At 71.9% G+C, this 25,744-nt stretch carries 16 protein-coding genes; 6 read left to right on the top strand and 10 right to left on the bottom strand.

Translation table 11 applies throughout. The features are described from left to right. Positions 1-337: 337 nt before the first annotated feature. From O7621_RS19830 to O7621_RS19820, 3 genes are all read right to left on the bottom strand, one after another. Complete coding sequence (locus O7621_RS19830; protein ID WP_282230632.1) at positions 338-1,375, bottom strand: cobalamin-dependent protein; 1,038 nt, start codon at positions 1,373-1,375, stop codon at positions 338-340. Beyond that, positions 1,375-3,162: a SpoIIE family protein phosphatase gene (locus tag O7621_RS19825; RefSeq protein WP_282230631.1), complete on the bottom strand. Its 1,788-nt coding sequence runs from the start codon at positions 3,160-3,162 to the stop codon at positions 1,375-1,377. The genes O7621_RS19830 and O7621_RS19825 overlap by 1 nt, the downstream gene beginning before the upstream one ends. A gap of 184 nt (positions 3,163-3,346) precedes the next feature. Further along, positions 3,347-4,441: a glycosyltransferase family 4 protein gene (locus tag O7621_RS19820; RefSeq protein WP_282234662.1), complete on the bottom strand. Its 1,095-nt coding sequence runs from the start codon at positions 4,439-4,441 to the stop codon at positions 3,347-3,349. A 477-nt stretch (positions 4,442-4,918) separates the two neighbouring features. On the opposite strand from O7621_RS19820, the gene O7621_RS19815 reads away from it, so the two are divergent. From O7621_RS19815 to O7621_RS19805, 3 genes are read left to right on the top strand one after another with little or no spacing between them, the layout of a single operon-like run. Beyond that, entirely contained in the window at positions 4,919-7,576 is a 2,658-nt protein-coding gene (locus O7621_RS19815; RefSeq protein ID WP_282230630.1) for a LuxR C-terminal-related transcriptional regulator, read from the top strand. Between the two features lie 42 nt (positions 7,577-7,618). Beyond that, positions 7,619-8,299, top strand: coding sequence for a BON domain-containing protein (locus tag O7621_RS19810; RefSeq protein ID WP_282230629.1), 681 nt, complete (start codon positions 7,619-7,621; stop codon positions 8,297-8,299). Between the two features lie 29 nt (positions 8,300-8,328). After that, complete coding sequence (locus O7621_RS19805) at positions 8,329-9,612, top strand: mechanosensitive ion channel domain-containing protein (RefSeq protein WP_282230628.1); 1,284 nt, start codon at positions 8,329-8,331, stop codon at positions 9,610-9,612. A 45-nt stretch (positions 9,613-9,657) separates the two neighbouring features. Here the strand turns inward: O7621_RS19805 and dnaK are convergent, their stop codons facing one another. Continuing rightward, positions 9,658-11,442 carry a molecular chaperone DnaK gene (gene dnaK, locus O7621_RS19800; protein ID WP_282230627.1) on the bottom strand — a complete coding sequence of 595 codons (1,785 nt, stop codon included), beginning with the start codon at positions 11,440-11,442 and terminating at the stop codon, positions 9,658-9,660. A 183-nt stretch (positions 11,443-11,625) separates the two neighbouring features. Here dnaK and O7621_RS19795 point away from each other — a divergent pair, with 183 nt between their 5' ends. Continuing rightward, positions 11,626-11,814 (top strand): DUF2795 domain-containing protein, encoded by a 189-nt coding sequence (locus O7621_RS19795; RefSeq protein WP_281554754.1) that lies wholly within the window; start codon positions 11,626-11,628, stop codon positions 11,812-11,814. 106 nt (positions 11,815-11,920) lie between these two features. Beyond that, complete coding sequence (locus O7621_RS19790; protein ID WP_348775323.1) at positions 11,921-12,598, top strand: methyltransferase domain-containing protein; 678 nt, start codon at positions 11,921-11,923, stop codon at positions 12,596-12,598. Between the two features lie 12 nt (positions 12,599-12,610). On the opposite strand, the gene O7621_RS19785 is transcribed toward O7621_RS19790, so the two are convergent. Beyond that, complete coding sequence (locus O7621_RS19785; protein ID WP_282230625.1) at positions 12,611-14,095, bottom strand: hypothetical protein; 1,485 nt, start codon at positions 14,093-14,095, stop codon at positions 12,611-12,613. 26 nt (positions 14,096-14,121) lie between these two features. Next, on the bottom strand, positions 14,122-15,960 hold the full coding sequence (locus O7621_RS19780) for a S8 family peptidase (protein ID WP_282230624.1): 1,839 nt from the start codon (positions 15,958-15,960) through the stop codon (positions 14,122-14,124). A gap of 238 nt (positions 15,961-16,198) precedes the next feature. Between O7621_RS19780 and O7621_RS19775 the strand changes: the two genes are divergently transcribed. Further along, positions 16,199-20,752 (top strand): HAD-IC family P-type ATPase, encoded by a 4,554-nt coding sequence (locus O7621_RS19775; RefSeq protein ID WP_282230623.1) that lies wholly within the window; start codon positions 16,199-16,201, stop codon positions 20,750-20,752. A gap of 17 nt (positions 20,753-20,769) precedes the next feature. Here the strand turns inward: O7621_RS19775 and O7621_RS19770 are convergent, their stop codons facing one another. The 4 genes from O7621_RS19770 to O7621_RS19755 all read right to left on the bottom strand — a co-directional run bounded on the left by O7621_RS19770 (position 20,770) and on the right by O7621_RS19755 (position 25,624). Beyond that, positions 20,770-21,342 (bottom strand): hypothetical protein, encoded by a 573-nt coding sequence (locus O7621_RS19770; protein WP_282230622.1) that lies wholly within the window; start codon positions 21,340-21,342, stop codon positions 20,770-20,772. A gap of 79 nt (positions 21,343-21,421) precedes the next feature. Beyond that, positions 21,422-22,900: an NADH-quinone oxidoreductase subunit NuoF family protein gene (locus O7621_RS19765; RefSeq protein WP_282230621.1), complete on the bottom strand. Its 1,479-nt coding sequence runs from the start codon at positions 22,898-22,900 to the stop codon at positions 21,422-21,424. After that, on the bottom strand, positions 22,897-24,501 hold the full coding sequence (locus O7621_RS19760) for a hypothetical protein (protein WP_282230620.1): 1,605 nt from the start codon (positions 24,499-24,501) through the stop codon (positions 22,897-22,899). Before O7621_RS19760 ends, O7621_RS19765 begins: the two co-directional genes overlap by 4 nt. 364 nt (positions 24,502-24,865) lie before the next feature. Next, on the bottom strand, positions 24,866-25,624 hold the full coding sequence (locus O7621_RS19755; protein WP_282230619.1) for a hypothetical protein: 759 nt from the start codon (positions 25,622-25,624) through the stop codon (positions 24,866-24,868). Between the last annotated feature and the right edge of the window lie 120 nt (positions 25,625-25,744).

The raw sequence follows: 25,744 nt of genomic DNA, 5'->3' as shown, positions 1-25,744 counted from the left end.
GTCGTCGTCGCCTCACTTCTCGTCTGGACAGCTTCATCCACATGAGCCTCGCGTTAGCGTCTCATAACTCACCGTCCATAGAACAGGTCCGGGATCACAGCCAATCGTTGTCACGCATGTCGCCACCTCCTCAATCCCCGGGATACACCCGAAGGATAGGGAAGATAAGTTGCGCTTGGTATAGCTAAATGTCTTTTGCGCCAGTACGCGATTATTATTGCGTTAATTACTTTGCGCCCGTTTTCGGGAACAGTCGGTAAACACGTCCGTGACCAGCGCCACAAGGGACAGGTCGATCAACCGCCAACCATCGAATCCGTCGACCCCGCCAGGGAAATCACCTTCGATCGCGGGGGTCCAGGGCTCGCCGGCCGTCGAGCAGGAACTGGCAGGCCCGAGGAAAGTCACGCAATGTGCTCGCAAATGCACTTAGGGTGCGTCGAATGCCTGTCACCGGGACGCCACGGGACCCGAGCACCTCCGTCGTCCAGTCGACGGCCTCGACGAACAACGTGGAGTCGTCCACGTAGACCGCAGCGGAAAGAAAGTCCACCAGGTAACCGAGATCGACGACCGTCGCGTCCCACTGCCCGGTGGTGTAGCCGGCCGTCGACGGTTCCCGGTGCCGCAGATCGTCCAGCGCGACGTCGATGATCTCCGCGCGCCGGCTCACCAGCGCGGCGTACTCCTCGCCGCCGAGCCGGCTGGTCGCCCCGAACGTCCGGGTCAGGTCACCGTCGGTGTCGGCGAGCAGGTCCGCCGCGGACCGGGCGTCCGGAGCCCACGCCACCCCCATTGCCCGGGCCCACCGGCCGTCGGGTCCGAAGCCCCGGCCACCGACCAGGACCGGCACGTCGGCCCGCTGGCAGGCCTGGATGGTGCGATGTGCCTGCGGCAGACGCATCGGCAACGCGCAGGCCAGTGCCACCGCCACCGGGTCGTGCCGGTGCAGATAGGTCATCAGGTGCACGGCTGGCACACTTGCGCCCAGAAACGTGACCTGCCAGCCACGCAGCCGCAGGACCTCGGCGACCAGTCGGGGAGGCAGCGCGTGCCACTCCCCGTCCAGGCAAGCCACGATCACCCTGCCCCGGTGCGGCCGGGGTGCGGCCCGGGTAGTGACCGCGGCGACCATCAACTCACTGATGTGCGTCGCCGCGTGCTCCTGGGCCACCGACCACTCGTTGCGCTGCCACCATCGGCCGACCTGGACCTGGGCCGGCGCGATCAGATCCAGCAGTACCGACTCGGCCGGGACCCCGGCCGCCAGCAACTGGTCGGCCAACGCCAGCGCCGCTACCTCGTCTGCGGCCGCCAGGCAGGCCAGCAGGGCCGGGTACGCGCCACCTGCCTCGACCGCTGACGGAGCGACCACTACCGTCGGTTCTCCGGCCCTGGGTCGGGCACGGCGGGCAGACGCCGGTCCCGCTGCCGCTGGCCGGCCGGCTCAGCGCGAATCGCGAGCACGGCGATGTCGTCGTGCTCGCGGCCGGCCAGCCAGTCCCCCGCCAACTGCTCCACCCGTTCGGCGAGTGCCGGCGCCGGCATCTGATGACACCCCTGCAGCGCCTGGGTGAGCCGGTCGAGACCATACTGCTCGATGCCGTACCGCCCACCACGGGCCTCGGTGACCCCGTCGCTGTAGAGCAGGCACGTCTCACCGGGCGCGAGGTCGACGGTCAACTGACCGATCCGCGGTTGCGGGACCACTCCGATCAGCATGCCGCTGAGCGGCACCGTCTGCACCGTAGCGTCGCGGCGCAGCACCAACGGCGGAAGGTGACCACCACCGGCCAGGGTGAGCGTCAGACCACCGTCGCGGCCCGGACGGGCCGACCCCAGCACCATCGTCGCGAACCGGCCCTGCCCCTGAGCCTGAGTCGTCTCCAGGACCGACTCGTTGAGCAGCCGGAGCAGTCGTCTCGGATCGGTCTCGACACTACGCAGCGCCTGCAGCGCCTGGCGTACCTGACCGGTGAACACCGCCGCTTCGACGCCCTTACCGGAGACATCGCCGAGAAAAAACAGCACCTCGCGCTCGGGCAGGTCGAACGCGCCGTAGAAGTCGCCGCCGATACGCAGCGACGAAGGGGCCGGCCGGTACGCCGTGCCCCACTGCACACCCGGCACCGGTCGGGGCGCCGCCGGCAACAGGCTAGCCTGCAGGGTCTCCGCGATTTCCGCCTGGTGGCGGTACAGCACCGCGGCGTCGAGCGCGGAGCCGGCGCGGGCGGCGAACCCCCGCAACAGATGCAGATCGGCGTCGTCGTACCCGACCGGACCAGGTCGGGCGACCAGCAGCACACCAGTCGGATGCGTGCTGCCCGGCAGGGCGGCGACCCGTACGGCGAAGTCCCGGCCTGGCGGCGGGAACAGCCAACCCAGGTCGACGAGTTGCTCGGCAAGCCAGTCCAGGGACGTCGCCTCGACGCCACGCAACGCCTCGGTGAACGCCGGCGGCAACTCGTCCACCGCGATCGTGCCGCCGTCGACCGGTGGTTTTCCACCGGTACCCGGGTCGCTGGCCCGCCACCAGTGGGCGCGACCACGGCGGGGTGCGACCACCAGCACCGCGAACTGTCCCAGCGTCGGCACCGCGAGCCGCACGGCGGCCCGAGCCGCCCGGTCCTCATGCAGTGGGTTGCCGAGTTGCTGGCTGGCGTTGGCCAGGAACATCCAGCGGGCCCGCTCGGCGAGCAGGGCGTCGGCGCGCGCGGTGGGCTCGGTCGTATCGTCGACGTACCAGGCGATCCGGTCGTGCGTCAGGGGAACCCGGCGCAACCGCAGCCGATGCCCATGGTGGGTCAGCTCCGCGGCAGCGGAGCTGTCGAAGGAGACCAGGTCCAGCCCGGCGATGCCGCTGGCGGCGGCCACCTGCCCGAGAACCAGCTCCGGCAGCAGCCGTCGGGCGGTGGCGTCCAGCTGCCGGACCACCCCGGCACCGTCGCAGATCAGCAGCCCTTCGCGGAAGTTGTCGACGGTGGCCTGCCCGGCCGGTCCGCCGGGGGCTGCGGTGGACGGTGTGGTCGGCTCCCCGTGCCGCAGTCGGGGATCAGCCGTGGCATCGAACGGGACAGCTTCGGAAGCCGCCGTCGCCGTCGACTCGGGTGTGCAGACCCGCCCGTCGCCCGGTTCCCAGTCCGTAACTTCGGCGGTGCTCACCAGCCAGGCCTCACTCCCTTGTCCCAGTCGACGGGCCCGGACAGGCGCACCGGGACCGTTGCTCGTGCTCCACCCTACGCGGCTGGTCAGGAACCGCCACCCTTGCGGTCGCGCAGTCGCAGGCGGTGGACCGCCCGCCGTCGGGTTGGTGCGGGCAGCTGCCCAGCCGCCCGCACCCGCCGTGTCAGCCGTCGACCACCAGCGGCAACAGGTCGTGCTCCAGTCGCTGCGCCGGCTCCGGTTCGCCGTCAGTCGGCACCGCGAGCGACATCGCGTGCTTCCACCGGTGGTATATCCGCTCGTACCGGGACGCCATCAGATCCGGCGAGAACGACAGCCGTACGTGCTCAGCGCACACCTGCGGGTCCAGTTGCCCGACCCGCTCGATAGCCTCCGGCAGCTCGGCCGGGTCGGTGCAGACCATCCCCGTCTCGCCGTGTCGCACCACCTCCGGCACCGCACCGCGGTTGAGGGCGACGACCGGGGTGCCGCAGGCCATCGCCTCCAGCATCACCATTCCGAACGGTTCCTCCCAGCGGATCGGCATGAGCAGACACCGGGCCTCGGTGAGCAGTTGCCAGCACCGCTGCCGGTCGGGATTGACCAGCAGCTCGACGTCGGGGCCGAGCATCGGCTGGACGACGTCCTCGAGATAGCGTCGCTCGGACGGCTCGGTCGCCTTGCCGGCAAGAACAAGCGGCACACCGGCTGTACGGCAGGCCTCGATCGCCAGGTCCGGGCCTTTGTCCGCCGCGAACCGCCCGAGCCACAACACCGGGCCGTCGGCCGGCACCGGTTTGGGCCGAACGTCGGCGGCCAGCCCGTTGTGCACGGTCGCCGCCCACGGCAGGCCGCTGCCCACTCGGCGCTGCGCGTAGGAGATCGCCACCAACGCGACGGCCCGGTCGATACCGCGCAGATACTCGCCAAGCTCGCCGTCCGGCGAGTTGTGCACGGTGACCACCGTCGGTACCCGCCGACGGGCGGCGGCGAGCGGACCGACGGTGGTGTGGTCGTGCACCACGTCGAAGGTGTCGTCCTCGATCAGCCGGTCCACCCGGGCCAGGTGCACGAGTTCCGGCAGTGAGTGACCGAGCCGGTCGGCCTGCAGCTCGCGTACGGTACTGACGAAGTTCGCGGCGGTCCCGGTCCGGCTGCCGGCTCCGAACAGCGTCACCTCGTTGCCCCGGGCGACCAACGCGTCGACCAGAGCGGCGCAGACCTGTTCGACACCGCCGTAGCCGGGCGGAGGTAGCTCGTAGTAGGGCGGCACGATCATGGCAATCCGCAACGGCTTGTGCTGCTCGGTGTGCGTGGACGGAACATCGTTCACGGCGCACCCCCTGCGCTGAGCCGACACTACGGCCGGATGTGCACCGGGTACCCGGTAGGGAGGGGCAAAAACTGATATGTCAGCGCGGAGCGGGCCTGCCGGCCGGAGTCCGCCAACGGGCAAAGGTCCCTCGCCGACGAGGTCGGACAACCGAGTATGTTTCTCCTCCGGTCCGTGGCCCGATTCCGGTGCCGACCCGGATGAGCCAAGCTCACTCGACCGGAATGGTCCGCTGCGACGATGGCGCGTTAGAACCGGACAGCTCGGGGAACGCCACCCGCGAAACACAGTCAGGGCCGGCGGTGCGCACAGGCAGCTCCGCCGGCACAGCGACGGGAGTGGCGGATGCGCACAGCCGGACAGGAAACCGTAGCGGGACAGCATCGCGCGCTCCAGCCGACCGCTCCGACGAACCTCGATCCGGTGCCACTGCTCGGATCGAAGACCGCCCCGCCGGATCCACCGGCCGGTTTGCTGGACCGGCCACGACTGACCGCCCGGTTGGAGGTCGGTACGCGTGGCCCGTTGACGCTGCTGGTCGCACCGGCCGGGTGGGGCAAGACCGCGCTGCTGGCCGGCTGGTTCGTCGGCCGACGGGCCAGGGGCAGTGCGATCTGGCTGACCCTGGAGTCCACCGACCGCGGCGACCGGTTCTGGTCGTACCTGCACGCGGCGCTCGCCGCCGAGACGGCCCGCCGGGACCCGAACCGGCCCGCGCCGCCTGCTCCCGGCCGCGCCGATCCCGAACTCTTCCTGCCCCGGTTCGCGTCGGTGATCTCCGCTCAGCCGGAGCCGGTCCTGCTGGTGCTGGACGACGCGCACACCATCACCGACACCGAGGTGGTCCGGGGAATCGAATTCCTGCTACGGCACTGCCGTGGGCGACTGCGTCTGGTGGTGGCCGGCCGCACCGAACCGGCGCTGGCGCTGCACCGGTACCGGTTGACCGGTGAGCTGACCGAGATCCGCGCCGCCGAGCTTGCGCTGACCTTGACCGAGAGTGCCCGTCTGGTCGACGCTCAGGGTCTCGGTTCGGCCACCGACCAGATCCGCGAACTGCACCACCGGGCCGAGGGGTGGCCGGCCGGGGTCCGGTTGGCCGGTCTGGTGTTGCAGGGAGGCGAAGGACCCACGACGGTACGGGAGTACGTCGGCGCCGATCCCGATCCGGCCGCCGACTACCTGTCCGCCGAGGTGCTCGCCGGGCAGGCCGCGCTGACGCGTCAGACGCTGGTCCGTACCTCGGTGCTGGACCGGGTCTGCGGGTCCCTCGCCGACGAGCTGACCGGGCGTGACGACGGCGAGGAGCAACTGGCCGCAGCCGCCCGCGACGCCGCCGGCTTCATCGTCGCCGCGGGCGGCGACCCGACCTGGTACCGCTGTCACCGGATGCTCAGCGACGTGCTGTACGCCGAGTTGAGCAGCCGGTCTCCTGACGAAATCCCGCGGCTGCACGAGCGGGCGTACCGGTGGCATCGCGCTCACGGCCGGCCACTGGCGGCGGTCCGGCACGGGCTGGCCTGCGGTGACCTGTCCGGTGCCGGCCGACTGGTCGACGAGCACTGGCCCGAACTACTGCTCTGCGGTCACGAGGACGCCCGGCACACCCCGCTGCCCACCACCCTGGACCCCGGCCATTCGGCCCTGGCGTTGGCTGCCGCCGTCGACCGGTTGGAAACCGCTGGTTGGCCGGCGGCCGGGCCGCTGCCCGATGTCTGCCGCACGGAACCGACCGGCATCGCCACCCGGATCGTGGTCGCGATCGACGGGAGCCGGTACGACGAGGCGCTGAGCCACGCCGACGAGCTGCTGGCCCTCACCGGCCAGACCGCGACGACCGCAGGTGCACCGGCCGGGGACACCGAGACCCGGGGTGAGCGGGCAGGCGCGGTGGCGACGGCGATGCTCGGAACCGCCCGGTTCGGTCACGGCGACCTGGCAGGCGCCGAGGCGGTGCTGACCGGTCTGGTCACCGCCCCGGCGATCGGCGGGTACGGCTGCCCCTCCCGGTACGCCGCCGGTCAACTGGCGCTGCTGCACGCTTGGCGGGGCGAGCTGGCAGCCGCGGACCGCACCGCTCAGCAGGCCCTGGCCACCACGGCCTGCCCGGGGCGGCGGTGTGCCGGCCATGCCGCCGCCGCTCATCTTGCGCTCGCCCTGGTCGCCCTGTACCGCGACGAACTGCCCGGAGCGACCCGGCAGTTGGAGCTGGCCGCAGCGCTGGTCGTGCCCGGGACACCGGGAACGGTCACCGGGCTGCTCCCGGTGGTCCAAGCCGCACTTCGGCAGGCGGAGGGGGACTTCGCCGCGGTCGCCGATCTGCTGACGACGGCGCCGGAGGACCGGGAGCCACCCGACGACCAGTACAGCCGGCTGCGCCGGCTGGCCCTAGCCGAGGCCCGGATGGCCTGTGGTGACCTCGACGGTGCCCGGGAACTGCTGCTGGACGGGAGCCACGACGAGCGAGTACCGGCGGTGGCAATCGCACTGGCCCGGCTACAGTTGCTCGCCGACGGACCGGCCGATGCGCTGGCAGTGCTGCCCCAGTGGTCGGCGTCGGACGGTGGATCACCGGCGGACCCGCTGGTGATGCGGCCGCAATGCCAGCCGGTGACCCTGCTGGAACGGTTGACCGCCGGGCTGGTCGCGGCCGTCGCCACCCATCGGATGGGTGACCAACGTCGAGCCCGCGAGCTGCTCGAACACGTGCTCGACCTGGCCGCCCCGGACAATCACCGGCTGGTGTTCAACCACGCCGGCTCCCCCGCGCGGGATCTGCTGGTCGAGCACCTCGACTCACCGACCCGGCACCGGAACCTTGTCAACGATCTCGTCGACGGTGCCGGTCGGCGGCACGCCGATCGGCACCGTCCGGCACCGGCGCTGGCCGAACCGCTCACCGACCGGGAACTGACCGTACTGCGGTACCTGCAGGGGACGCTGTCCAACGGTGAGATCGCCGCCGAGCTGTTCCTGTCGGTGAACACAGTCAAGACCCACGTCCGCAACATCTACCAAAAGCTCGGTGCCCCCCGCCGCAGGGAGGCCGTACGCCGGGCACGCGAACTACGTCTGCTCTGAGTCCACCGGCAGCCCGGCACGACGACATTCGTTGGAGGAAAATTGACTGCCGCGACGGTGCGTACGGACGAGGAGATCCAGCGTGACGTCCTCGAGGAACTCAAATGGGACGCCCGGGTCCAGCCCAACGAGATCGGCGTGACCGTGCTGGAGGGCGTGGTGACACTGCTGGGCTGGGTCGACAACTACGGCAAGAAGTGGGCGGCGGAACGCACCACCCACCGGGTACGTGGGGTGACCGCGGTCGCGAACGACATCGAGGTACGACTACCCAGCTCAGCGGAGCGGACCGACGCCGATGTCGCTGGCGCCGCCACCCGGGCGTTGGAGTGGGATGCGTTCGTTCCGATCGAACGACTCGAGGTCACCGTCGCTCACGGCTGGGTCACGCTCAAGGGCGAGGTCGAATGGGAGTTCCAGCGCCGAGCGGCGGAGCGGGCGGTACGCCGGCTCTCCGGGGTACGCGGGGTGACGAATCTGATCGCCGTCCGTCCCCGGATCAACCCTTCGGCACCGCAACTGCGACGCAGCATCGAGGACGCGCTGGTGCGCAGCGCCGCCACCGACGCCCGGCAGGTCACCGTCGACACCGACGGTGGCCGGGTCATCGTCAAGGGGGTGGTCCGCTCCTGGCTGGAGCGCGAGGAGGCGGAGCGAATCGCCTGGTCGGCGCCGGGAGTCACCGCCGTGGAGAACCGGATCACCGTGGAACCCGGTAGCTGACCGGGGCGGCGGACGGAGGTCACCGGACCGTGTGGGACGAGCAGTTGGGTCGGGCAGTGGCGACGGTGGTCGTCGCGGTCGGTGGCTCGCTGGCCCTGGCGTGGCTATCCGGCAGAGTGGTCCGGCACGCGGCGCGCGGCCGGGTCGCACCGTTCCTCAACACCCTGCACCGGGAATGCCACCGGCCATGGAGCGCCACGCTGCTGGTCACCGGATTGCTGCTCGCGGTGCCGTTCAGCGGGATCACCGGCGAGGTCCGTGACGAGGCACTGCACATCCTGCTGCTCGCGCTGATCTACGCCGGCGCCTGGCTGGTGATCCGGATCCTGTTCGTCTTCGAGGACACCGCGTTCCGCCGGCTGCCGGTGGACATGGCGGACAACCGACGGCGGCGACGCGCCCGTACCCAGATCGGTCTGCTCCGCCGGCTCACCGCGGTGATCATCAGTATCGTCGCGCTGGCTGCGACGCTGATGACGTTCTCCCAGCTCCGGGCGCTGGGCGCATCTCTGCTCGCCTCGGCCGGCGTGGCCGGGGTGGTGGCCGGCCTGGCGGCCCAGTCGGTGCTCGGCCACGTTTTCGCCGGGCTGCAGCTCGCCTTCAGCGACGAGCTGCGCCTCGACGACGTCGTGGTGGTCGACGAGGAGTGGGGCCGGGTCGAGGAGATCCGGCTCACCTATGTCGTGGTACGGGTCTGGGACCAGCGCCGGCTGATCCTGCCGACGTCCTACTTCACCACCACCCCGTTCCAGAACTGGACCCGCAACGAGGCGCAGGTGCTGGGCAGCGTGATCCTGCACCTGGACTTCACCGCCGACATCGACGTGCTGCGGGCGGAGGCGCACCGCATCGTTGACGCCTCCGCGCTGTGGGACCGTCGGGAGTGGGTGATGCAGGTGGTCGACGCGACCGAGACGACCATCTGCATACGGCTGCTCGCTTCGGCCGCCGACGCGCCCAGCTCGTGGGACCTGCGGTGCGAGCTACGCGAGGGCCTCTTCGCGTTCCTCCGCCGGCACCATCCCGACTGGCTGCCCAGGGCCCGCAGTGAGCTGGCCGCTCCGGTCGGCGAGGAGGAAGTGCTGCCGCCGGCCCGGCACGCAGCCACCGGCCCGTCGACCGGCCGGGCGGGCACGACCCGCTTGGGACGGCCCGGTGCCGGCGGACCGGACCCGGGAAGCAGCCGCGCCACCGGACCGCGCGGACGGGCGGCCCGCGCCGCCGGCACCCGGCAGTTTGGCAGTGCTGCGGCGACCCGCCGACAACGGACGATCGACTCGGCGGCGGCTGATTCAGCGCGCCCCGGTGACTGAAACGCACGGCCCGGCAACGGAACACGCGGCCGGCCGGTTCATCAGTCAGTCACGTTTGGTGCGACCAATGGAATCAGCAATCGCCGGGACGAACACGACGGCGACCTGTCGCAGCTCCGCGGCGAGCGTCCGCAGCCGCTCCACCGGGGCGTGCTCACGCAACGCGCCCCCGGCGTCGTCGAGAAGCATCCGGGCCCTCGTACGCTCGTGGGGGGGTACTCCGGTGGCCGGTCCGGTCAGTTCCTGCTCGACCAGCTCGATCAGTGACTCCAGATCCCCGGCGGGGTCGGTGGCGGCGGCCAGCGGCCCGGCGTCGCCCGTCGGCGACCGTGACTCGACGATCTCGGTCACCACGATCGATTGACGGCTACCGCCGTCGGCGTCGCGCGCTGAGATCGTCACCAGTCCGTCGGCGTCCGTGTCGATGGTGACCTCGATCCGGGGCACCCCACGCGGTGCCGGCCGGATTCCGGACAACCGGAACCGCCCGAGAACGCGGTTGTCCGCTGCCCGTCGGCGCTGGCCCTGCCGGACGACGACGTCGACACTGGTCTGGCCATCCTCTGCGGTGGAGAAGACCTGGGTCCGGCGGACCGGGATGGCGGTGTTGCGCTCGATGATCGTCGCCATCGTCCCGTCGTGTGCCTGCAGTCCGAGGGCGAGCGGCGTGACGTCACGCAACCGGGCGGGTCCGCCCGTACCGATGAGCAGCCCGGCCTGCACCGCGGCGCCGAGCGCCACCACCTCGTCGGCGTTGATCAACAACTGCGGCTCGTGACCGTCGACCAGCCGGCGCAGCAGGTCGCGCACCGCCGGAATCCGGGTCGCACCACCGACCATCAGCACCTGGTCGAGGTCCGCCGGAACGACCCGCGCGTCCCGCATCGCCTGCTCCACCGGATTGCGACAGCGTTCCACCAGGTCACCGGTGAGTTCGTCGAACGACGGCCGGTCGATCAGGGTCCGCAGGTGTTTGGGACCTGCGGCGTCGGACGCGACGAACGGCAGGTTGACCTCCGCCTCGGTGACTGCGGACAGTTCCTCCTTGGCCCGCCGTGCTGCCTCGATCACCCGCCGCCGGGTCTGCGGATCCGCCGCCAGGTCGATGCCGTGGTCCCGGTGAAACTCGGCGACCAGGTGCTCCACCAGGCGGTGGTCGAAGTCGTCACCGCCCAGGTGGGTGTCGCCAGCGGCGGCGCGGACCTCCACCGTGCCGTCACCGGCGGTCAGCACACTGACGTCGAAGGTCCCGCCGCCGAGATCGACCACCAGGATCGTCTGCCGCTGGCGCAGGTGCAGCCCGTAGGCCAGCGCGGCAGCCGTCGGTTCGTTGATCAGCCGCAGGATCTCCAGGCCGGCGAGTCGGCCGGCCTCACGGGTCGCGGTGCGCTGGGAATCGTCGAAATGCGCTGGTACGGTGACCACCGCCCGGTCGATCCGTTCACCGAGCGTCCTGGCCGCCTCGTCGATGAGGCTGCGCAGCACCAGCGCGCTGATCTCCTCCGGAGCGAACCGGCGGCCCCTGACGTCGAACCGGGCCAGACCGCCGTCACCGACCACGTCGAACACCACCTCGGCGGCCTCCCGGCCGACCTCGTCGTAGCGCCGTCCGGCGAAACGTTTGGCGGAGTGGACGGTACCGTGCGGGTTGAGCACCGCCTGCCGGCAAGCGGCGTCACCGACCAGCAGGGCGCCGGCCTCGGTGAACGCCACCACCGACGGCGTGGTCCGCGACCCGGTCGCGTTCGGTACGACCGTGGGCCGGCCCCCCGAGACCGCGGCGATGACCGAGTTGGTGGTGCCCAGGTCGATTCCCACTGCGCGCGGCATGACCGTCCCCCCTCGTACCGGCGTCCGGCGCGGGCCGGTTGAGCTGTCGTGATCCTGGCAGCCGCCCGGATGACGCCGCGTCACCCGGGCGGAGTGAGCTCGGGTGGGTGACGGCCGGGCGTGGGTCATCTGACGCCCGCCGGGCAGGCGTGGACCGGCCCGGGGCCGGGTACCGCTGCCGCCATGACCGACGCACCACGGCTCCCCGACTACGTCGACGGCCTGGACTTCCCGCTCTCCCGCGAGGACCTGGTCCGGCGGGCACAGGAACTCGGCGCGGACACCGCGTTGCTGCAGGCGTTGCGGGCGCTGCCCGCCGAACGGTTCGTCAACGCCGAGCAGTTGCTGGCCGAGATCGGCCCACCCGGCTGAACCCCCGACCCACGACTTACGGTGTGCACGTACCGCGTTTCGTCCGGTTGACGCCGGGTACCGGCGTCGGGTGTTCTACGCGGAGTTCTCCAGTGCCCGGCACCGGTTGCACGACGGTTACCTGACCACCACGGCCAGCGATCTGCTGGCCGCCGATCCCCGACTGCGCGACCTCGACGTCGAGGTCCGGTTCGACGGCGGCGTCGCGCATGTGACGGGCGACGCCGCCGACGAGGCGGCACTGCGGCGGGCCCGCGAGGCAATCGGACGGTTGGCGGGGGTGCACGGGGTCTGGGACCGCGTCCGGATCGCCGGCGCCGAGCCGGTGATCCTCGACATCGGCTGCGGCGACGGCCCGCAGTACCCCGGCAACATCGGCCTGGACCAGCGACCGGGCAAGGCGGTGGCGGTCGTCGCCGATCTGCGTGACGGCCTGCCGATGCGCGACGACGCGGCGGATCAGATTTTCGCGGTGCACGTGCTGGAGCACCTGACCGACTACCTGCGCCTGATCGACGAGTGCCACCGGGTGCTGCGGCCCGGCGGTGTGCTGCATGTGCTCTCCCCGTGGTGGCGGCATGTCAACGCGGTCGCGGACCCGACCCACCTGCGGTTCTTCGACCTGCAGACGATCAAGGGCATCTGTCAGCAGCCCGGGGCCGCCGGACGCTGGTATCCCCAGCACGCCTCCTGCGACGGGGCCACGGTCTTCGCCGACCTGGTCGCCGCCCGTCCGAACGATCCCGAGCCGTCACCCGGCCACCTCGCCCGGTTCTTCGACTAGTCGCCGGCCGGGTCAGGCCCCGGCCGGCGGCGGCACCAGTCCGCCGGCCACCAGGACCAGCCAGGTGAGTTCCGGATGGACGATGTCGCTGTGCGCGCCGGCCGGTGGCCCTCCGCGGCGCACGACGGCGGTGGCGTTCACGTTGTGGACCCGGCGATGCTCCAGTCGGTAACCGCCGTGGTCTGTTGCCGCCAGTGGCAACGACCGGGCACCGACGCCGGTGGCACCGTGGAAGCCGAGTGCCCCCCACCGCTCGGCGAGCGCCGGGGTCGCTGCGGCGTCGTCCCCAGCGGCCAGCGAGGCGAGCGGATAGAACACGCCCAGGGCCGAGTCGTTGGTCGAGAAGCAGACCGAGACCGGCCCGTCGATCCGGGCCGGCAGCCCGGCCAGAGCACCGGACCGGACCGGATCGAACGGCAGCGCCGGGGCGAAGGCGAACCTGGAGAACGCCCCTTGCAGCAGGGTCAACGACCGTACCGGGCGAACCGCTCCGCCGGCTGCCGGCTGCGCCGCGTCGGCGGCGAAGCTGACCAGGCGAGCCCCGAAGCTGTGCCCGACCAGGTGGATCCGCACGGACGGCGCCATCGTGACGAGCCGGGTCAGCACCGGCCCCAGGCCGGCCCGCCCGATCCGGCCGGCCCGGCCCTTCATCTGCCAGTAGGTCAGTTGCCGCAGCGCCTCCTTGGCCCCGTACCAGATTCCGCGCAGCGGATCCACCAGCCCGGCCGCGCCGCCGACCGCCGCGTCCAGTGGGGTGTGGCAGCGACGCAGCTCGTCGAGGAAGCGGGTGTACAAGGTGACCGGGTCCACGTCGAGCATTCCGGGCAGCGCCGATGCGGGCCCGGCCGGAGCCGGACCGTCCACAGTTCTCCCGGCCACCGTCAGGGCCGGGCTGGTCGGTACCGCGTCGCCGTCGTCGTCGCAACCGTCGTCGGTCACTATCGCGAACTGGCGGAGTTCGTCGGCGAAGGCCCGTACCCGGGCGTGGGTAGGCGAGGTGCGCAGCAGGTGCGCCATCCGGTCCAGGGCCGGCGCGCCAGCCGGGAAGGTGGCCCGCAGCACGTTCCGCGTCTCGTCGTCCAGACCCGCCGATCGGGGACGGCCCGTGCCGCGACGCCGGCCCACCGAGTCTGCCCCGGCACGGGCGGCGAGCCCGGCCGGACCGGGACCGGGCGATGCCGCGCCGGCCGGCTCGAAGTCCGGTGCCGGCTCGTCGGGCCACCGACGTGCCGGCCAGTGCACGCCGACCAGCCCGAGACTCTCCGCCCATGGTCCCGCCCGCCGCACCTGGCGGGTGAGCAGGTTGAAGAAGGCGGCGTAGAGCGCGTCCGCAACTACCCGATCGTTGTTCCAGCCGTGCGCGAGCACCACCAGATCGGTGACGCCATGGGCGCGGGCACCGGACAGCAGCGCGGCCACCGACACCGGATCCGGATCCCCTCCAGCGTCGAAGCGCAGCTCCCACCACGGAACACCGCCGATCCGTCGGTCCGTCATCGGGCCCCTCCCGTCGCCACCGGTGGTCACACCGACTGCAGTGCCCGCATTAGGTCCACCAGCCCGTGGCCCTGGTAGTGCCGGTCGCGGCCGAGCGGCACGGCGGTGTCGAGCAGGATCTGCTTGATCCGCTCCGGCTGGCCGATGAACTCACGACGCACCGACAGGAACGCAGCGACCGCACCGGAAACATGTGGTGCCGCCACGCTCGTACCGGACTCCTCCAGGTAGACCGCCGTGTGCGGGTCCGGGCCGCCGGCCTGGGTGGTGGCCAGCCGGGCACCCGCCGCGCAGGAGACGATCCGTTCGCCGGGAGCGACCAGGTCGGGCTTACGGCGGCCGTCGCCGGTCGGCCCCTTCGAGGAGAAATATGACACCCCGTAGGTGTGCGGCATGTCGCGGTGCGTCGACCCGACCGTGATCGCGCGTTCGGCGTTGCCCGGATCGTTGATCGTCGCGCCCAGCGTGAACTGCGACGGCACGCCCAACGGCGCGCCGACCGCGCCGTACCCGGAGTTCCCGGCGGCAGTCACCACGACCACCCCGGACCGGACCAGTTTGTCCACCTCCCGGCAGAGTGGGGACTGGCCACATGCGAACCACTCCGGATCGAACTCGTACCCGACGCTGAGGTTGACCCCGTGGATGCGCATCACCCGGTCGCTGCGCGCGTTGACCTCGCGTACGTAGGCCAGCGCGGCGATCACCCGGGACACCCGTTCGGTGAGATCACCCCCGCCGTGCAGCACCTTCAGGCTGACCAGCCTGGTCAGCGGCGCGACACCGACCATCGAGGCCGGGTCGACCGCCGGTCGGGACGCCGGGACCGGCACGGCCGGATCGTCGATGTCGTAGCGGTGCTCGATCACCCGTACCGTCCGCTGCGGATGCCGGCGCACCCAGTCGTCCACGCCGCCGGCGATGATCCCCGCGACGTGGGTACCGTGGCCGCTGTCGTCGGTCAGCGCGTCGTGTGACCGGGGCCGCGCCCCGGGCGGGAAGCTGCGGTGCAGGTCGCGGACCTCGGGTGCGGTGAGCGTCGCGTAGCTGGCAAAGTGCGGGTGCCGCGCGTCGATGCCCGAGTCGACCACCGCCCAGACGATCCGTTCGCCGGTGGCGTTGAAGGTCCGCCGGGCCGCGTCCGCCTTGATGGTGGCCGCCGAGACGTCGATCTGCGGCCGGACCGGGAAGTCCGGCCAGATCCGGTGCACGCTGCGCTGATGTGGATCGCCGACCACGGTGTCCGCCGCTACCAGCCGCTTCATCTGGTTGACGCTGAGTTCCCCGACGACGTACTCGCCGGCCAGTGGCCGGGGGTGCCGACCCGCGGTGACCCGGAACCAGAGTCCGGCCAACTGCTCGGTGGCGCGCTGCGGCCCACCGGCGAAGTACAGGTTGACCGCGACCAGCACCGGCACCGGCTCGTCCGGACCGAGTGGGAAACCGAGGCGCTGCCGCCCGGTGACCGCCCGCAACGGATCGGTGATCACCCCGGGCGCGGCGAGCGGCGCTGGACGGTCCGGACCGGGCGCGCCGTTGCCGACGGTGGCGGGCGGCCCGTCGGATGCCGGCACAGCCGGTGCCCCGTGGCCGGCCAGCAGCGTAGCCCGCGCCCGACCGGCGTCGGTCAACGACCAGGTCCGGCCACCGGTGACCAGGTTCGCGACGCGCAGCCGGTCCAACGCCTGCCGGACCCGGTGGTGCCACTGCGGTTCGCCGTCGTGGTCGGCACGCTCGGCGTCGCCGAGCCGGTCACCGTACCGGAAGGCCACCTCGCGCAGCACCGTGACGAGACCGGGGGCGGCCCGGGGGCGGCCGGCGAGCGCGATCAGCGTACGGCTGTCCCAGTCATCCGGCTGCGTCACGGCGGTCCCCTCCCACCAGCGCCGCGAACGGCCGATCGACGACCGCAGCGACCATCTCAAGCATAGAGCGACGAGACAACTACTTAAAGTGAGCAATCGACCTAGGTTCCGGACCGCCACCGGCTCCGAAAACAGGAAACCTGCTCAGATACGCATCGCCCGGCTCTACGGTGAGGAGACGAGAGCCACCACAGACCGTCATCCCCCGGGGCGGACCGACGCCAGGGAGGTGACGCCCGTGTTGGAGCGTCCGGCAGCCACCATCAGCTCGGTACGGCACCGCCGGATGGCTCACGCCCGGCATGCCTGGGCCTACGACGGCCACGCCCATCTCGAGGTCAGCACGGACGACCATGGTCGGGTGATCGTCAACGTGCAGCGGCTGGAACAGGCCCTGCACGAGGTCGACGGAGTGCACTGGGCAGCCTGGAACGGCGCGCTGGGGCGGATGGTCGTCCGGTTCAACCCCGAGGTGATCGGCAACTCCCGGCTCGTCGCCGCGCTCGCCGACGCGGAGCGGCGCGTCGCCCCGCAAGCGACCGGCACCACGCACGTCGATGCCGGCCTCGGCAACGCCGTGTCACTGGCCGGTGACCTGATCGGCGCCGGCGTCGGAGCCGTCGGCAAGGTACTCCGGCTGCCCGCACTACCCAACGAACTCGCCGCGCTGCCCGCCGCCTTCGAGCACGTGCCGCAGCTGCGTTCCTGGTTGCGCCGTACCCTCGGCCCGGTCGGCGCCGACCTGGGCCAAGCACTGTTCAGCACCGCCGTGGCAGCGGCCTCGCAACGCCCGCTGACCAGCCTCACCGATGCCGTACTGCGAGTCGCGCTGATCGCCGAGGATTCCGCCTACCACAAGGTGTGGGCCGCCCGGGCCCACGAACTGCATCCCGACCCGGACAGCAGTCGCGCACCGGCGCTGCCGGCGCCGGCCCGGCCTCGGCCGTTGCCGGACGGCCCGATCGAGCGGTACGCCCAACGGATGAGCACGCTGACCCTGGTCACCGCCGGAGTGCTCACCATGCTGCCGGGCGGCCGGCAGCGTGCCGCCCGGGTCACCGCCGTCGCGTCCCCGCGCAGCGCCCGGACCGGCCGCGACGCCTACTGCGGTGAGCTCGGCCGGCTCCTCGCCCGGCGGGGCGTGGTGGTGCGGGAAGCCGCCGCGCTGCGCCGGCTGGACCGCGTCGACACCGTGATCATCGACGCCTCGGTGCTGCTCACCGGCCGCACCCTGGTCACCGCAGTGGTTCCGATCAGGGGTACCGAGGAGCAGGCCCGCCGCATCGCTGCCCGGCTGCTCGATCCCGTCACCGACCCGGGGGACGGCCGTGACCAGCCCCGATCGACCACCGGCGGATTGGACCGCGACGAGGCCACCGACGGCTGGGCGTTGACCGCCCCGCACCGGCTCACCCATGTGTTGCCAGCCGATCTGCTGGGCCGGCTCGGCAGCAGTGCTCCGCCAAACGGCGCCCGGGCCGGGACTCCTGGCGGCGACCTGCTGGTGCTCACCCACCACGGAGAGCCGATGGCCCTGGTACGCGCCGAGGCCGAGCTGGACCCGCTGGCGGAGGCGCTCACCACGGCAGCCCGCCAGGTCGGCCAGTTGCTCATCGCGGGCCGCAGCCGGGCCGGCCGCAGTCCGGCGACCGGCCCGACCGGCAGCCTGCTCGCCAGCCGCTGCCAGGCGGCGGGGACGGTGGCCGGGGGATCGAAACTGGCCGCCTCGGTAAGGACGTTGCAGCAGGCCGGCCACGGGATCGCCCTGATCGCCGCCCGCAACGACGTCGCCCTGGCCGCCGCGGACTGCGGAATCGGGGTGGTCCAGGCCGCCGACCGCCGACCGCCGTGGGGTGCCCACCTGATCTGCGCGCCCGGGTTGGAGACTGCCTGGCTGGTGCTGGAGGCGACGGCGCTGGCCCGTTCGGTGAGCACCGACAGCGCCCGGCGGGCCATGCTCGGCTCCGTCGCCGCCGCCGCGCTCGGCGTGCTCGACGGTAGCCCCCGTGGCGGCTCGCGGTCGCTACTGATCGACAACGTGGCTGGGCTGGTCAACCTGGCGATCGGGCACCGGGCGGCCCGCGGGCTGCGCGGGCGGGCCACACCCGCGCCGCGCAGCCGGGCACCCTGGCACGCCATGCCGGTCGAAGAGGTACTCACCCGGCTCGGCTCCTCGACCGAAGGGCTCAGCGATGTGCAGGCCCGGCAGCGGCAGGCCGAACAGTCAGGTGACCAACCCGACGACGGGCCAGGACGGGGGCTGTGGCAGGCCACCGCAGCCGAGCTGGATACGCCACTGACCGGTCCGTTGGCCGCCGGCGCCGGGGTGTCGGCGATGACCGGATCGACCGTGGACGCCGTCATGGTCCTCTCGGTGATCATGGCCAACGCGCTGCTCGCCGGGGCTCAGGAGATGGCAGCCGGGCGGGCGCTGCGCCGGCTGCTCAGTGCCGGGGCCCTGCGGGTACGGCTGCAGCGCGACGGCGAACAGCGTGTCCGCCCGGCGGAGGACCTGGTGGCCGGAGACCTCATCTGTCTGGAAGCGGGCGACTCGGTGCCCGCCGACTGCCGACTGGTCACCGCCAACGGCCTGGAGATGGACGAGTCGAGCCTCACCGGTGAATCGGTCCCCGTGGCGAAGACCGTCGACGGCACCGGAGCCGACGTGGTCGCCGACCGGACCAGCATGGTGTACGCGGGCAGCACCGTGGCCGCCGGCACGGCAACCGCCGTCGTGGTGGCGACCGGCCGGTCGACCGAGGCGGGCAGCTCCATCGACCAGGTGCAGGACGAGACTCCACGCGGCGGAGTGCAGGCCCGGCTGCGGCAGATCACCTCGGCGTCGGTACCGACCGCACTCGCCGCCGCTGCGGCGAGCCTCGGCAGCGGACTGCTGCGGGGCCGGCTGGCCGAATCGGTCGGGTCCTCGGTGGCCCTCGCCGTCGCCGCCATCCCCGAAGGACTGCCGTTCGTCGCCACCGCCGCCCAGCTCAGTGCGAGCCGGCGGTTGTCCCGGCACAACGTGCTGATCCGGGATCCCCGGGCGATGGAGGCGCTCGGCCGGGTCGACGTGATCTGCTTCGACAAGACCGGCACCCTCACGCAGGGATCGATCCGGCTGCAGAGTGTCTGCGACGGCCGCCGGACCGAGCCGGTCGACGCGCTGGGCTCCGACCTGCGTCGGATTCTGGCCGCGGCGCTGCGGGCCACCCCGGTCCCGGACGGCGATCAGAAACTGCCCCACCCGACCGACCAGGCGGTGGTCGACGGTGCCCACTCGGCCGGGGTGGGCATCCGGGAGAACGCCGAAGGCTGGGAACCCCTCGCAGAGCTGCCGTTCGAGCCGGGCCGGGGCTTCCACGCGGTGCTCGGTACCTGCCCGGGTGGTGCCGTCATCAGCGTCAAGGGCGCCCCGGAGACGGTGCTGCCGCGGTGCGCGACCTGGCGCCGCGCCGACGGAGTGGTGCCGCTGGACGACGCTGGACGACGCGAGATCGACCTGACCATCGACGGGCTGGCCCGCAGCGGTTTGCGGGTACTCGCCGTCGCCGGTCGGGTCGCGTCCGGTCGCCGGGACCTCGACGACGACCGGATCGACCGGTTGGAGCTGCACGGACTGCTCGGCCTGGCCGACCCGCCACGCGACACCGCCGCCGATGCCGTCCGGCGGTTGCGCCGTGCCGGGATCACCGTGGTGATGCTGACCGGTGACCACCCGAGCACCGCCGAGTCGATCGGCTCGCAACTCGGCCTGCTCGACGGCAGCGCGGTGGTCACCGGGGCGGACCTCGACGCCGCCGGACCGGACCAGCTGCCCTGGCTGGTGTCCCGGACAGCGGTCTTCGCCCGGGTCAGTCCGGCCCACAAGGTCGCCGTGGTCCGGGCGCTGCGCCAGGCCGGTCGGGTCGTCGCGGTGACCGGTGACGGTGCCAACGACGCCCCGGCGATCCAACTCGCCGACGTCGGAATCGCCCTCGGCGATCACGGCACCAGCGCCGCCCGCCAGGCGGCGGACATGATCGTGGTCGACGGCCGGATCGAGAGCATCGCCGAGGGCGTGGCCGAGGGGCGGGCGATGTGGGTGTCGGTGCGCGAGGCTCTCGCCCTGCTGCTCGGCGGCAACCTGGGGGAGATCCTCTTCTCGGTCGGCAGCTCGCTCATCTCCGGCCAGCAGGCACTCAACCCCCGGCAGATCCTGTTCGTCAACCTGATGACCGACCTGCTGCCGGCGATCGCCGTGGCGTCGCGCCCACCACGGAGGATCAGCGCCGACGAACTCGCCCGCGAGGGACCGGAGTCGTCGCTCGGCGCCAGCCTCAACCAACAGGTCGCTCGGCGGGCAGCGGCGACCGCGCTGGCCGCCACCGGAGGTTGGCTGGCCGCCCGGTTCACCGGCTCCCCCGCCCGCGCCGGCAGCGTGGCGCTCGCCGCGCTGGTGGCTTCCCAGTTGGCGCAGACCGCAGTTGCCGCGAAGGGTGATCCGACGGTGCTGGCGGCGACCGGGCTGTCACTCGGGGCGTTGTTCGGGGTGGTGCAGACGCCGGTGGTCAGTCAGTTCTTCGGCTGTCGTCCGCTGGGACCGGTCGGCTGGTCGATCGTCGGCGGTTCGGCGGTCGCCGCAGCCGGGCTCGGCCTGCTGCCGTTGGAACGGATCGAACGGCTCCGCCGAACCCGACTGGGCCGGTTGACCACGGATGTCACCCACCGGGGGGCCGGCCACCGGGTGCGCCGGGCCGTCCGCCCGGTGCGCCGGTTGCGGCCGACCGGCACCGACGCCCCGGTCCAGGTCTGACACCCGGATTCGTCGACCTACGCCGCCGCGCTGATCTGGCGTTCGAAGCGCTGCCGCAGCCCGTCCGCCCGTTGCGGGTCGACGAAACCCTTGAACGCCTGGTCAACGAACTCCGCCGGGATCATCGCCTCGACCTGGGTCCGAAAGTCCTGGTCGAGCCGGGTGACGGTCAGGTCAGGCGGATCCGTGAGCCGGGCCACGATCGGGCCGGCGTTCATCCGGGACAGCAGATACGGCGTGCCCGGCGTACCTGTCGCGCACAGGTAGTAGCCGTAGGCAGTGCCCACCTCGTCGGAACGGGCGGTGGCCGGGTCCAGCCGCCAGACCTCCGCGGTGCACAGCATCCGTTCGTCCGGGTTGACCTCGTGACCGTGCGCGGCATGTTCGTCCGCGGTGGACTGCTCGATGGTGGTCGCGATCCGCAGCGCGGCGTCGTCGCGCAGTTGTGCCTCGGTCAACACCGGCGCCGCCGCCGCGGTCGAGTAGTGAAAGCCTCCCGCGAGAAGCACCAGCACCAGCAGCTCCGGTACCAGCGACCACGCCGCGACGCGTCGCCGCAACACCCGAGGCGAATCGACATCTTTCAACACCGCAACAGTGTCTCAGCAGCCAGCCGGGAAGGGAAGCCACCGGCTGCGCCGGTGGCGACGGCACGGCCGGCGGCTGCGGTCAGTGGCCGCCCTTACCCTCGCCGAGCCGCAACGCCAGCGCCGGGCACATGTTCACTGCCTTGCGGGCACCTGGTTCCAACCACACCGGCACCGGGGACGGCGGGAAGGCCGGATAGCCGTTCGCGTCGAGCCGGATGAACTCCGGAACCACGTGCGCGCACAGGCCGTGCCCGTCGCACCGGGTCCAGTCCACACTCAGCCGCTTGGTGCCGCCGGACGGTGCGTCAGCCGGCAGTGGGAGGACACCCTTGACCGGCTTGCCGCAGCCGTCGCCCTGGGCATGCGCGGCCAGGTCCTCGGTGAACACCTCCAGGGCCGAGATGGCGAACCGGGACGTGCCGTCCGGATGGCTGCAGGCGCCTCGGCCCTTCACCACACTCGCCGCCGCCCGGACCATGTCGACAGCCGCGCTGCCGATGACCAGGGAATCGACGGTGCGGGCCAGGTCCGGCAGGCCGAGCCGGCAGGGCCCGCACTGCCCGGCCGACTCACCGGCGAGATAGTGCACCACCCGGGCGACCTCGCCCATCGGACAGGTGCTGTCGCCGAGCGGGATGGTGATGCCGGCGCCGATCGTGCCACCCACCTTGGTGAAACCTTGCCGGGACACGTCGACCACGGACACCGCCTCGGGGGTGATCCACTTGCCGTGGAACCCACCGATCAGCAGCCCCGGGCCGACCGGCGCCTCGCACAGTTCCAGGATGTCCCGCAGCGGGGTCCCGGTGGGGCACTCCACCACGGCCGGGCGGGCGGCGGACCCGCCGATGGTCAGCAGCACCGTCCCCGGTTCGTCGGCCAGACCGACCGCGCCGTACTCGTAGGGGCCGAGCCTGGCGGCGATGGCGATCTGGGAGTACGTCTCCGCGTTGGACAGCAGCGTCGGCAGACCGGACACCCCGGAGTCGCTGGCCCGGACCTTGACGCCGGGTGGGATGTGCGGCAGACCGTTGATGCCTCGGACCAGCGCCCCGCCCTCGCCGGAGATGAACCGGTGCGGGACGGTGACGATGCTGGCCGGCACCGGCATCCGGCGTTCGGCCAGCGCCGCCGACAGCGACGCGCCGCCGACGCCGTCGTCCGCGACACCGATGACGATCTCGTCGGCTTCCAGCGCGTACGCGGCCAGCGCGGCACCGTCCAGGATCAGATGCGGCGCCCGGGTGAGCAGCACCTTGTCCTTCCAGCTCGCTGGCTCCCCCTCGGTGGCGTTGACCACGACGACAACCGGCTTGTCCTGCTTGTCGGCTGACTCGAGCACCGCCTTGACCTTGCGGTGAAACGGGAACCCGGCACCGCCGCGTCCCCGGAGGTCGATCGCTTCGGCCAGCCGCATAAGGTCGTCGACCGACAGTGGTCCGACCCCGCCGTGCACCTGTTCGTGCGCCCGCAGATCGAGCCGACCGAACTCTTCTAACCCGGCGGTCAACCGGGGCGGGCCGACGGTGGCGACCGGCGGGACCGATGCCGTGCTCAATTCGCCTCTCCTCGAAGCTGCGTCCAGTACTCGTCGTCGGAGTCCTCCGCGTCCCGGCGTCGCCGGGACCGCCGGCTGCCCGCAGACTCTGCCGCAGCCGCCCGTTGGGCCCGCCGGGAGGCCAGGTCGACCAGCGTCGGGGTGTCGTCGGCCGGCAGGTAGTCATCCAGCTCCCGGTCCACCGGAACCGGATCGGGCTCGGCCCGGTAGCGCGCCGCCCGACCGCGGGCCGGCTCGGCGGAGACCGGGCGGTCGTCGAATCGGCCACGTGGACCGGCGCCGGAGACTGGGCGGTCGTCGGCGAACCGGCTGCGGGCACCGGCGCCGGAGACCGGGCGGTCGTCGGCGTAGCGGCCCCGGGAGCCGATGGTCTCCGCCACCGAACGCCGTGGCTCGTAGCCACCGTCGTCGGTGGCCTGGCGCCGCCGACCGCCGTCCGGCTCGGCGTAGCGCCGCTGGTCCGGCTCCTCCGCGTGGCGTCGGCGGGTGCCGGCGTTGTCCTCGGCGTACCGGCCCCGGCCGGTCTCCTCCTCCGCGTAGCGACCGCGGCCGGAGTCGGACCGGCGGTACTCCCGGGAGTCCTCGGCCGCGGCCGGACGCGACCGCGGTGCGGGTCGTCCCACCTCGGGTACCCGGTACCGGTCGGCGGACCGGGTGGAGGTTCCGCGCCCGGCACCGGCCGGCGCCCACGAATCGATCATGTCCGCGCCACGGTCACCGAACGACGCGAAGCGGGCGGTCGCCGGTTCCAGGCTGATTCCCTCGTCCCGGCCGCCCCGACGGCGTGAAGATCCGGACCCGGACCGGGAATCGTCGGCCAGCTTGCCGACCGGCTTCATCGAGGTGCCGGTGGCCTGCGACACGAACGGCTTCTTCTTGCCCACGCCGGTGGCGAACCGGACCAGCAGGGCGATGACCACCAGCACAAGACAGATCACGTAGCTGAGCGTCACCCACGTCGCCGGGGGTCGGCCGGTGCCGAGTCCGTGCGTGATCCCGATCGGCCAGGCGACATATGCGCCGCTGTGCAGCGCCCGCCACAGCCACGGCGGGCCCACACCGACCCACCGGGCCCGCGCCAGACCGGTCCACATGATGGCGAACATGAGGTACGCCGCGAGGGTGCCCATGCCCACATAGATCGCCTGACCGCCGCCCAGGAACGGGATGAACGCCCCGACGGCAGAGACCGCACCGGTGGTGATCTGCGTGATGACGTGCAGCACCAGGAAGGTGATCGCCATGATCCCGGTGGTGCGGTGCGCCGACTGCAGAAGCACCCGGTGCCGGGGCAGCAGCACGATCCGGTCGGTCGCCAGCAGCCCGACCATCACCGTGATACTGAGCGCCACCAGGGCGAAGACGCCACCGAAGAAATCCAGGAAGAAGAACGCGTAGACGTACGCGACACGGCCGGCCGACGTGAGCATCGCCAGTGCCCAGAAGGCCGCCAGCACCGACGCCGAGAGAATCAGGACCGAAAGGCGGGACGGCTGTCGCCCGCCGGAGGGTTCGGTCCTGGGGCCGGCGGGTCGCTGGTTCTGGTTCGTCCGCGCCATCTGCTCCTCGATCTCCACTCGGTGCCATCCGCGCACCCGCACCGGCCGGACTCATCCGCCCGGTCCACCGCGAGTGCCCTGCCCTTGGCTTGGCGCCGGAGAAACCGTACCGCTTCCCGGTCGTTTCGCCCGCTCCAGTGCCGTCCCTCTGCATCTACGTAGTTGAGGCGTCGACGGATGAACGGCGTCGGGATTTGATTGTGAGGTCCCTGGTCTGCCGGAAACATCCCGCTACCTACCACTCAATCCACGTGCCAAAACGCACTCGAAGCCACGCAAAGTCACCGCGTGGTCACAATAGATTCTAAGCCGAAATTAAGATGCCCCTCCGGCGACCGCGAGGAGGGCGGCGCCGGAGGGGCGGGTTCCCGGGTGAGCGGCGGGAACCTGTCTGTGTCGGCCGGGGTCAGTCGTCCCGCAGCTCGCAGGTGGCGAGCTGGTCGAGACCAGCCGGACGATCCCCCTGCCGACCGATCGAAATCGCGATCCGCTCGATCGCCGCCGTCCGCTTACTCGCCAACGGACCAAGAATCGCGTTGTCCACGAAGTTCGGACCACCCTGACCCTGACTGCTCACCAACCGCGCGTTGGCCTCCGCGAGCTGCGTCTCCAACGCCCGCAGATTCCGGTCCACCTCGGCCCGCGCCGCCGCCGGTACCGCCGGCAACCGGTCCACCACGCTCGGACAGACGATCGTCCCGACGACGTCGGCGGCCGCAGCCTCGGGCCCGCCGGCCGGCGGGGTGGTCGCCGCGCCGTCGTCGACGCTGCTTCCACCGGCCTGGCCGGCGGCAACGAGTTCGCAGGTGGCGAGCTGGTCGAGACCAGCCGGACGATCCCCCTGCCGACCGATCGAAATCGCGATCCGCTCGATCGCCGCCGTCCGCTTACTCGCCAACGGACCAAGAATCGCGTTGTCCACGAAGTTCGGACCACCCTGACCCTGACTGCTCACCAACCGCGCGTTGGCCTCCGCGAGCTGCGTCTCCAACGCCCGCAGATTCCGGTCCACCTCGGCCCGCGCCGCCGCCGGTACCGCCGGCAACCGGTCCACCACGCTCGGACAGACGATCACTCCCACGTCATCTGCGGCAGAGGTGTCGGCCGCCGCGAGGCCGAGGCCGGCCCCCATGATCACAGCCGCCAGGCCGACCGTGCCGGCCACCTTCCACCGCCGGGAGTTCAACGGCGAGGGACCGACCGGGTGGTCGACCCTCCGCCGGGGAGAACGCGAGTACATGGGACTGACAACCCAACCCTTCTGGGGACAGTTGCCGGTAGCCGC

The sequence above is a fragment of the Solwaraspora sp. WMMD937 genome (genome assembly GCF_029581175.1).
Taxonomy (GTDB): domain Bacteria; phylum Actinomycetota; class Actinomycetes; order Mycobacteriales; family Micromonosporaceae; genus Micromonospora_E.
Note: the sequence above shows the minus strand (reverse complement) of the source record. Positions and strands in the feature narration are given on the sequence as shown.